Here is an 8,785-nt window from a genome sequence, read left to right on the forward strand (position 1 = left end):
TCATATGGTATGTATTTCAACCCCACGATAAGCCCCGGAAACTTATTGTGTTTTGAAATAGAACGTAATTGAAGTTTATTGAAAATGGCAGATTTATTTAGGAGGGAAATTTAATGCGTACAACACCTATGGCTAACGCAAGTAATATTGAACGCAAGTGGTTAGTTGTTGATGCTGCTGGCAAGACGCTAGGACGTCTTTCTACAGAAGTTGCATCTATCCTTCGCGGAAAACATAAACCAACTTACACACCACACGTTGACACTGGAGATCATGTGATCATCATCAACGCTGAAAAAATCGAGTTAACTGGTAAAAAGTTAACGGACAAAATCTACTACCGTCACACTCAACATCCAGGCGGTTTAAAATCAAGAACTGCTCTTGAAATGCGTACAAACTACCCTGAGAAAATGCTTGAACTTGCGATCAAAGGCATGCTTCCAAAAGGTTCTCTAGGTCGTCAAATGTTCAAAAAATTGAACGTATACCGTGGTTCTGAGCATCCACACCAAGCACAAAAACCTGAAGTTTACGAACTTCGCGGTTAATTAAAAAGGAGGTTACCAATTTGGCACAGGTTCAATATTACGGTACTGGCCGTCGTAAAAGCTCTGTAGCGCGTGTGCGTTTAGTTCCAGGAGAAGGCCGTATCATCGTGAATAATCGTGAAATCAGCGAGCACATCCCATCTGCAGCTCTAATCGAAGATATCAAACAACCATTAAATTTGACTGAAACAGCTGGTACTTATGACGTTTTAGTAAACGTTCATGGAGGCGGCTTATCCGGTCAATCCGGAGCAATCCGTCACGGTATCGCCCGCGCTTTGCTTGAAGCAGATCCGGAATACCGTTCAACTCTAAAACGTGCCGGTCTACTGACTCGTGACGCACGTATGAAAGAACGTAAAAAATACGGACTTAAAGGCGCACGCCGTGCACCTCAGTTCTCAAAACGTTAATTTATGGCGTTTCAAAGGCTCTCAAGACTTTTGTCTTGGGGGTCTTTTTTATTGCTGCCGTCCTACATATGAAGCGGATACCGGAACACGGTTCATCTCCCGCGCCCAGACGGATATTTGTCCGATGTGATGTATTTCATGGGCGATCAAATGCCTTAAAATGTCGCCTTGTGTATAGGTATCTTCTGACCAAGACGTTTTGACAGGCTTTTGTTCGGCTGTGCTGGAAAAATGAAAAACCACACTCTCAACCTCGGGACGATACGCTTCAGAAAACTTGATAATGTGCTGAATCGACGGGTAGTCGGAAAACTCGGGAGTGAAGTCCGGCTTGTCTAAAATGGCATACATCCAGCTCACCTCAACATCGACAATATGAAACAAGTTTTTCAAAATGCTTTCCATACCGCCTGAACGCTTCTTTTCGATTTCCTCCGGCTGCTGCTTCAGGCACCAGTCAAACCATTCATCACGAACTTGCCAATTATACTGAAACAAACCTTTCATCTCATGCTCACCTCTCCTAATATGTTCGGCTTTTCGCTCTGTTTCCCTTCCCGGATTGCCAAGGATACACATTCATGATGTAATTAGTCTTACAAAGCATGAAGGAGAGAAAAGATGATTCAAACAATGATGAAACAGTTGCATACTGAATTAAAACAACATTTCCGTCCGTTTTTGAATCCTCCTGCAACAGAGGAAGACATTCAAAAAGCCGAAAATGAAATGGAAGCTACGTTTCCTGAAGAGCTCAGGGCGCTTTATCTTACCCATAATGGTGAAAAAGAATCGGGCCCCGGATTATTTTTCGGACTTCCTTTTCTTTCCTTGCAAGAAATGCTCACGGAGTGGCGAATATGGAAGGGGCTTGAAGGAGATGGAGAATTGGAAGAGATCGATGCATATTCGGTTCCGCCGTGTTGGATTAAAGAAAAATATGTGAACCGCCGATGGATTCCGATTAGCAGGGATTACGGAGGAAATCATATTGGTGTAGACCTTGATCCTGATCAGGAGGGGCAAGCTGGACAAGTAATCAATTTCGGGCGTGACGAAGAAATAAAGTATGTGATTGCTCATCATGTGACAGATTTACTGATCCATATAACAAATACGCTCAAAAATGGTCATTATACAATTGATGAATATGATGATGCTGTCAGCTGGAGCTACGGCAAAGAGGAAGAGCTTCATTTCCTGGATGCCATCCGTTCTATGGAACTTCCGGTGTTGCATGCAAGACCGCAGGAAGCCAATCTTGAACATACGGACAGATGGCTTCGTCAGCTGGACGATCGCTGGACTGCGATTGTGGAAACGATGGCTGAAAGTCCAAAGGCATTTTGTAACAAGATAAAGCTGCGTTTAGCGGGCAGGGAGCTGACACACATTAAACCGCTATCAATCTGTACGGATATGAGGGAATTAAATATAAGTGCAAATCGTATTCATGATTTAACGCCTTTGCAAAGCATGATCTTTTTGAAAAAGCTTTATCTTGGAAATAACCCGGTAGCAGATTTAAAGCCAATCGCTCAATTGAAACATCTGCAGTATTTAAATGTGGAGAAAACATGCGTGATCGATTTGTCTCCGCTTGCGGATTTATCATCTTTGAGAGGATTGGATATGACAGATATTCAAGCTGCAGAATACGCGCCGCTCAGTCACTGTAAAAACCTTGAGTTTTTAAAGGTAGATGTTTGTAATGAAAAGCAAATAAACGATATTTCTCAAATCAGCACGTTGAAACGATTACATATACGCGGAGATGAACATGTATCCGAAGAAGAGATAAAAGCGATAGCAGGTTTGAAAACATTAAGGTCTTTAACGGTTGAAAATATTACGTTAGAAAACGTTGATTTCTTAGGCACGATTCATACGCTTCAAACACTAAAACTTATAAATTCGTCCGTTAAAGACGGAACCGTTCTTGCCGGCCTGGAACATTTGAAAAGACTGGAATTGGATGGTTCTGAAATCGTAAACCTTAAAGTGGTGGCCCAATCTCCTTCGTTAGAGGAGTTTACCGGTTCTTTTGACCAATTTTATGTATTGAAGGACATATGCAAGAAAAAAGTGGATTTCTCTAAAGTAATTGGCGATATGTCTGAAGAAGAAGAGGAGATATGGAGCAGCTATGTGAGGTGAATAGCTTTTCATCTCGCGGCTCCTAATATTTTCGGCTTCTTCCTCCGTTTCCCTTCCTTAGAAAAGCATGATTTCCGGCTCCTGACTGCACAATACAAGGTAAAAAGGAGGCGGTTCTATGGGGACGGTTGTATCTTTTAATAATGAAAAACAAAAGAAGCAGATCAATTTGGAAAAAAAGCTTCTGCGCGAACTGTCTTTGGAAAAAATGCTGAATTCTGCGGAGGAATGCTTTGCTCCTCTTTTTCACTTTTTTTCTAAGCACACGGATATTTTGTATGACGGCTGCATCGATTTTGCCATTGAGGCCTATTTGCTGGGAGCCGAGTACGGAAAGTTCGGCTATCACGGAGAACCCGTTCAACGAGCGATGGTCCGCTCAGAAAAAGAAGAAAAACAGCTTCTGCACGAGCTTTATGAATATGCGGTGAGCTGGTCTGAGGCTTTTAATATTCAAACGGCTCAAGAACCGCTCTATTATGCGTGCGAATACTTCATCCAAAGCTGGTGGAAGGAAGGCTTCAGCCAGCGTGAAAGACGCTTTAAGCTTCGGCTCAGATAATTTATGTAAAAGTGCGGCCAAGCTGAATCATATTTCCTTTCCTTGTCCCATATGTTGTAGTAAGGACGAGCGGGAGGGAAAGGGATGAAGAAAAAAATAAAATGGCTCGGGTTTTTACTCGGCTTTGTCGTTTTATTATGTTTATTTCAATATCAATTTCACAATGATGATTCTTGGCGGTCATGGAATCTTCCGTTGAGCGGCAAGATCATTTATATTGATCCTGGACACGGGGGCGCAGATGGAGGGGCATCAAGCGGTGAACTCCTTGAAAAAGATGTGGCGCTTGAAGTATCCCTTAGAATCAGGGACTATCTCCAGGAGCAGGGCGCCTTGGTGTTGCTGACGCGGGAGGACGATCATGATCTCGCTCCTGAAGAAACGAAGGGACTCAGCAGAAGAAAAGCGGAAGACTTGCGGAAAAGGGTCGACATGATCAACGATTCTGAAGCCGACCTTTACCTCAGCATCCATTTGAATGCGATTCCTTCCGCGCGATGGAGCGGTGCGCAAAGCTTCTTTTACGGGCAATATGAAGAAAACGAACGGGCCGCCAAGTTTATTCAGGATGAATTAAGACATAATCTTGAAAACACGACGCGGAAGGCAAAGCGGATACACGGCATTTATTTGATGCAAAATGTGAAAAAGCCGGGGGCTCTCGTCGAGATCGGGTTTTTGTCAAATCCGAAAGAAGCAAAACAGCTGGCCAAACCCAAATATCAGGACAAAATCGCGGCATCCGTATATAAAGGTGTATTGCGCTACTTTACAGAAGACAGAGACCCTCCTGAATAAGAGGGTTTCTTTTTGTGTCAAAGACACTATAAGGAAAGATATGCTATACTTATTTTGTAAACGAATACAACAAAGGGTGAGATCAATGTTGCGAGAAGACGATGTAAAAAAAATAGTCGGCGATTTGGACGAGCCATTTCTTCACAAGCCGCTCAGAGAGCTGGATGCCGTCAAGGAAATTAAAATAAAACCCGAAAAACGGCACGTCAGCGTAAAGGTGGCGCTCGCAAAAACGGGATCTGCCGAACAAATGCAGCTTCAGCAGGAAATCGTCATACGGTTAAAAGAAGCCGGTGCAGAGACGGTCGGCCTGCGTTTTGAGGAGCTGCCTGAAGAAGTCGTGATGAATAATCAAGAGTCTGCCCAAGGGCAGGATCAATCTCTGCTGAATAGTGAAAAACAGCCTGTGTTTTTAGCGGTGGCAAGCGGTAAAGGCGGCGTCGGCAAGTCGACGGTGTCCGTCAATTTGGCTGTGTCTTTGGCTCGAATCGGAAAGAAAGTCGGATTAATCGACGCCGATATTTACGGATTCAGCGTTCCGGATATGATGGGAATCACTGTACGGCCGACGATTGAAGGAGAAAAGGTCGTGCCGGTTGAAAGATTCGGAGTCAAAGTAATTTCGATGGGATTTTTTGTTGAAGACAATGCCCCTGTCATTTGGAGAGGCCCTATGCTTGGAAAAATGCTGAATAACTTTTTCCATGAAGTTGAATGGGGAGATGTCGATTATATTATCTTAGACCTGCCGCCGGGAACAGGCGATGTAGCGCTTGATGTTCACTCAATGCTTCCAAGCTGCAAAGAGGTGATCGTGTCGACGCCGCACCCTACTGCCGCGTTTGTCGCTGCAAGAGCGGGCGCGATGGCTTTGAAGACCGATCATGAAATCTTGGGAATCGTTGAAAATATGGCTTATTACGAAAGCGTCAAAACAGGCGAAAAAGAATACGTATTCGGCAAAGGCGGAGGCGAGAAGCTCGCAGAAGAACTCGGTGTTCCGATTCTGGGCAAAATTCCGCTGAAGCAGCCCGATTGGGATGACAGCGAATTCGCGCCGTCCGTTTATGATGAAAGTCATCCGACCGGTTCCATTTATTTGGATATCGCCAAAAAAATCGACGAAAGCATTGGCGTAAAAGCTTAAAGAGCAGAAAAAGCTTCCTCCGCGGAAGAAGCTTTTAGTGAATGAAAAGCGGCTTAGCTTTGTTTTTCTTCGCCGCCTTTCATTTCTTCTTTCATGCTTTCAGAAGCAGCTTTTTTCAGTTCCTCTTCAAACTGCTTTCTGTAGAGCGGGCTTGACAGAGTGTCGGATATTACTTCCTGCAGATGGGTTCGGAATTCCTGGCTTCTGACAAGTTCGCCGTATTTTTTGGCCATTTCAGGATCCTGCATGACCTGGATCAGCATTTTTTGGTACTCAGGATCTTTCATCAGTTTTTTCAGCACTTTTTCATGTTCATTTTGAAGTGTTTTGGCAAAGCCTTCTGCGAATTTTGGATCTTCGAAGACTTTTTTCCAAAATTCGGATCCTTTTTTGGAGGTCATTGTTTTTTCAACGGTTTCTTTGACGGTTTTTTCATCCATCACAAGTGTTTCATTTAATTTGTCATCATTTAATATTTCTTGAATCGCTTTTTTTCCGTCATCTGTCTTTAATATATCGACAACCATCTTTTTGGTTTGATCATAGTCCATCTCAGCTGCTTGGTCCGTGGGAGCACAAGCTGTTACAGATAGAAACAGAAAACAGCTTATCGATAGCATTGTGGTCTTGAACATGCTTAAGCTCCTTTCGAAAACTCGTCTTACCTTTAATATGAATGTCTTTTATAAATTTATACATAACAAAATATCGCTGCTACAGCGTTTACTTAGGGGTTGGGAAGTCTACAATGAAAAGCCGTAATCTCGTCCGATTTTTCTTTTCCGTGTTGGGTGTCGGAGCTTTGACTACAAGTATTGTCGGTTTTGCCATTGAGTGGGGAAGATATAAGGAGCTGTTTCTTTCCTTCGAGGTATTGGAGATTCTTTCTGTTCTATTTTGGTTTATCGGGGTTGGCATGATCTTTAGCGTGATTGCTCAAATGGGGTTTGTGATTTTCTTAACGATTCACCGTTTTGCACTGGAAATCTTCAGATCTCATTCTTTGTGGAATTCGATTCAGCTGTTTTTGATTGTATTTGTCGCGTTTGATTTGGTTTACTTGCGTTTTCTGTTTTTTGAAAAAGAGGGAGGCTCCATCATTCCGTATATTTGGCTGCCGCTCTTTATTTTGGCGGTAAGCATTGCGGCCGCTTATGCAAAGCAAAAACAGTCCTCTAAAAAAACGTTCGTTTCCGCATTATTTCTAATGTTTGTTTTTACTGTGATGGAGTGGTTCCCGGCGTTAAGGGTCAATGAAGAGGACTGGCTCTATTTAATGCTGCTTCCTTTATTAGCCTGCAACGCTTTTCAACTTTTAATGCTGCCAAAGTTTCAGGCCCGCGCTTAGACCGGTTGCTATTTTACTTCTGATGATTTTGCATCCGTATTTGCAATTAAATCGTTAACGGTTACATTTTTGAGTCCCTTGCTTCTGAGATGGTGCACGATCTCAGGCAGGGCTTCTTTTGTTTGTTTGGCCGAATCTGAAGCGTGAAAGAGCACGATATCACCAGCGCTCACCGTTTCATTTACGTTTTGTACGATCTTTTGAACCCCCGGGTTCGTCCAGTCATCCGAATTGATACTGTAGTGAACGACGGTATAGCCGTACTGTTTAGCGACATCAAGTACGTTTTTATTAAATTGGCCGGTCGGCGGCCTTAAAAGCGTGAGATCCTCAAGACCGAGTTTTTGAAAAGAGTTTTGTGCTTTTGTTAAGTCTTTTTTGATTTCGCTTTTCTTCATTTGCGAATAGTTTTTATAAGCATAGCCCATGCTCCCGATCTGATGACCGTCTTTACGGATTCTTTCCACGACATCCGGATGGCGCTCCGCCCATGAAGCTGAAAGAAAAAAGGTCGCGTCTTTAATACCGTTTGCTTTTAATGTATCTAAAATAGGCATGGCCTTTTGATCTCCCCAGCTAATATTAAAGGTAAGAGCGACTTCATTTGTATCTGTGTCTCCTCTATATACCGCTTTTGCTCCGCTTTCTGTAGAAAACACAGGAAGAGGGAGCAGGTTTTGTATATAAAAAAAGCTTGCTGTCGCAAAAGCGGCTATCATAATAATGATTAACTGCTTAATCCGTTTCATATGCCACACATAAAAATGGTTCACAGAGAAACTCCTCCTTGTCCATGCTGCTTTGTATTCATCCTATGCTCGTTTAAAATAGAACATAACAATAATTCACCTTAAGAAAAAAATTAAAAAGAGGGTTGACCAGATTTGAATTAACATGTTATATTATTATTCGTCGCTGATAAACAGCTGACATGAAAAAGCTCCAAAAAATAATTTTGAGAAAAGTTATTGACAAATATGTGAGCTTGATGTTATATTATTAAAGCCGCTGAACGAAGCGGAAATGATCTTTGAAAACTAAACAAGACAAACGTACCTGTTAATTCATTAAATAAATCGCACATGCGAATGTGCGTAGTCATTATCAAACTTCATGGAGAGTTTGATCCTGGCTCAGGACGAACGCTGGCGGCGTGCCTAATACATGCAAGTCGAGCGGACAGATGGGAGCTTGCTCCCTGATGTTAGCGGCGGACGGGTGAGTAACACGTGGGTAACCTGCCTGTAAGACTGGGATAACTCCGGGAAACCGGGGCTAATACCGGATGCTTGATTGAACCGCATGGCTCAATTATAAAAGGTGGCTTTTAGCTACCACTTACAGATGGACCCGCGGCGCATTAGCTAGTTGGTGAGGTAACGGCTCACCAAGGCGACGATGCGTAGCCGACCTGAGAGGGTGATCGGCCACACTGGGACTGAGACACGGCCCAGACTCCTACGGGAGGCAGCAGTAGGGAATCTTCCGCAATGGACGAAAGTCTGACGGAGCAACGCCGCGTGAGTGATGAAGGTTTTCGGATCGTAAAACTCTGTTGTTAGGGAAGAACAAGTACCGTTCGAATAGGGCGGTACCTTGACGGTACCTAACCAGAAAGCCACGGCTAACTACGTGCCAGCAGCCGCGGTAATACGTAGGTGGCAAGCGTTGTCCGGAATTATTGGGCGTAAAGCGCGCGCAGGCGGTTTCTTAAGTCTGATGTGAAAGCCCCCGGCTCAACCGGGGAGGGTCATTGGAAACTGGGGAACTTGAGTGCAGAAGAGGAGAGTGGAATTCCACGTGTAGCGG

Annotated in this window: 10 protein-coding genes and 1 rRNA gene (1 of these 11 running past the window's edge); 8 read left to right on the forward strand and 3 right to left on the reverse strand. The window is 43.6% G+C overall.

Annotated features, from left to right (window positions below):
* The first annotated feature begins 113 nt into the window (after window positions 1-113).
* Both rplM and rpsI read left to right on the forward strand, forming a co-directional pair.
* Window positions 114-551, forward strand: coding sequence for a 50S ribosomal protein L13 (gene rplM, locus MKZ04_RS17910; protein WP_003178393.1), 438 nt, complete (start codon window positions 114-116; stop codon window positions 549-551).
* A 20-nt stretch (window positions 552-571) separates the two neighbouring features.
* On the forward strand, window positions 572-964 hold the full coding sequence (rpsI, locus tag MKZ04_RS17915) for a 30S ribosomal protein S9 (RefSeq protein ID WP_023855904.1): 393 nt from the start codon (window positions 572-574) through the stop codon (window positions 962-964).
* A gap of 48 nt (window positions 965-1,012) precedes the next feature.
* Here the strand turns inward: rpsI and MKZ04_RS17920 are convergent, their stop codons facing one another.
* On the reverse strand, window positions 1,013-1,471 hold the full coding sequence (locus MKZ04_RS17920; RefSeq protein ID WP_023855903.1) for a DinB family protein: 459 nt from the start codon (window positions 1,469-1,471) through the stop codon (window positions 1,013-1,015).
* A 129-nt stretch (window positions 1,472-1,600) separates the two neighbouring features.
* Here MKZ04_RS17920 and MKZ04_RS17925 point away from each other — a divergent pair, with 129 nt between their 5' ends.
* The 4 genes from MKZ04_RS17925 (at window position 1,601) to MKZ04_RS17940 (ending at window position 5,628) form a co-directional block, all read left to right on the forward strand.
* A complete protein-coding gene (locus MKZ04_RS17925; protein WP_331837641.1) occupies window positions 1,601-3,121 on the forward strand; it encodes an SMI1/KNR4 family protein in 1,521 nt (506 codons plus the stop codon).
* Window positions 3,122-3,239: 118 nt separating this feature from the next.
* Window positions 3,240-3,683 carry a YbaK family protein gene (locus MKZ04_RS17930; RefSeq protein WP_026578979.1) on the forward strand — a complete coding sequence of 148 codons (444 nt, stop codon included), beginning with the start codon at window positions 3,240-3,242 and terminating at the stop codon, window positions 3,681-3,683.
* 84 nt (window positions 3,684-3,767) lie between these two features.
* On the forward strand, window positions 3,768-4,481 hold the full coding sequence (gene cwlD, locus MKZ04_RS17935) for an N-acetylmuramoyl-L-alanine amidase CwlD (protein WP_023855900.1): 714 nt from the start codon (window positions 3,768-3,770) through the stop codon (window positions 4,479-4,481).
* 85 nt (window positions 4,482-4,566) lie between these two features.
* On the forward strand, window positions 4,567-5,628 hold the full coding sequence (locus MKZ04_RS17940) for an Mrp/NBP35 family ATP-binding protein (protein ID WP_065643136.1): 1,062 nt from the start codon (window positions 4,567-4,569) through the stop codon (window positions 5,626-5,628).
* Between the two features lie 53 nt (window positions 5,629-5,681).
* Here MKZ04_RS17940 and gerD read toward each other — a convergent pair whose 3' ends face one another.
* Window positions 5,682-6,263: a spore germination lipoprotein GerD gene (gene gerD / locus MKZ04_RS17945; protein WP_079289564.1), complete on the reverse strand. Its 582-nt coding sequence runs from the start codon at window positions 6,261-6,263 to the stop codon at window positions 5,682-5,684.
* A 113-nt stretch (window positions 6,264-6,376) separates the two neighbouring features.
* Between gerD and MKZ04_RS17950 the strand changes: the two genes are divergently transcribed.
* The gene (locus tag MKZ04_RS17950) at window positions 6,377-6,976 is read left to right on the forward strand and encodes a KinB-signaling pathway activation protein (RefSeq protein WP_020449905.1); all 600 of its coding nucleotides are present in this window, start codon (window positions 6,377-6,379) and stop codon (window positions 6,974-6,976) included.
* A gap of 8 nt (window positions 6,977-6,984) precedes the next feature.
* Here the strand turns inward: MKZ04_RS17950 and pdaB are convergent, their stop codons facing one another.
* Window positions 6,985-7,749: a polysaccharide deacetylase family sporulation protein PdaB gene (gene pdaB / locus MKZ04_RS17955; RefSeq protein ID WP_341046531.1), complete on the reverse strand. Its 765-nt coding sequence runs from the start codon at window positions 7,747-7,749 to the stop codon at window positions 6,985-6,987.
* A gap of 337 nt (window positions 7,750-8,086) precedes the next feature.
* Between pdaB and MKZ04_RS17960 the strand changes: the two genes are divergently transcribed.
* A 16S ribosomal RNA gene (locus tag MKZ04_RS17960) occupies window positions 8,087-8,785 on the forward strand (it continues 851 nt past the right edge of the window).

This window comes from Bacillus sp. FSL W7-1354 (assembly GCF_038002405.1).
GTDB lineage: Bacteria > Bacillota > Bacilli > Bacillales > Bacillaceae > Bacillus > Bacillus paralicheniformis.